Below are 255 nucleotides of genomic sequence, written 5' to 3'. Positions count from 1 at the left end.
CGAAAAGCCACCACATCAGTACACGCCCGCTCCAGCTCCCGGGAGGAACGGACCCCGACGCAATACCCGTACAACACGATCCGCAACATCAACCGCGGGTCATAGGGCGGCTGACCCTTCGCCTTCGAATAGGCCTTATAGAACCGGTCCAGGTCCAGTTCCTCATCCACAAGCTCTCCGATGAACCGGGCCAGATGATCCTGGGGCAGCCACTCATCCAAGGACGGCGGTACCAGCATCACCGCGTCAGGCTCA

1 protein-coding gene is annotated in these 255 nt (G+C 60.8%); it reads right to left on the bottom strand.

Features of this window, described 5'->3' with window-relative positions; translation table 11 throughout:
• On the bottom strand, positions 1 to 255 hold a 255-nt coding region (locus tag JMA46_RS16995; RefSeq protein WP_207346511.1), incomplete at both ends, for a transposase.

The sequence above is a fragment of the Arthrobacter sp. E3 genome, assembly GCF_017353415.1.
Taxonomy (GTDB): domain Bacteria; phylum Actinomycetota; class Actinomycetes; order Actinomycetales; family Micrococcaceae; genus Specibacter.
The sequence above is the reverse complement of the archived record's forward strand: the minus strand, read 5'-3'. Positions and strand labels throughout refer to the sequence as shown.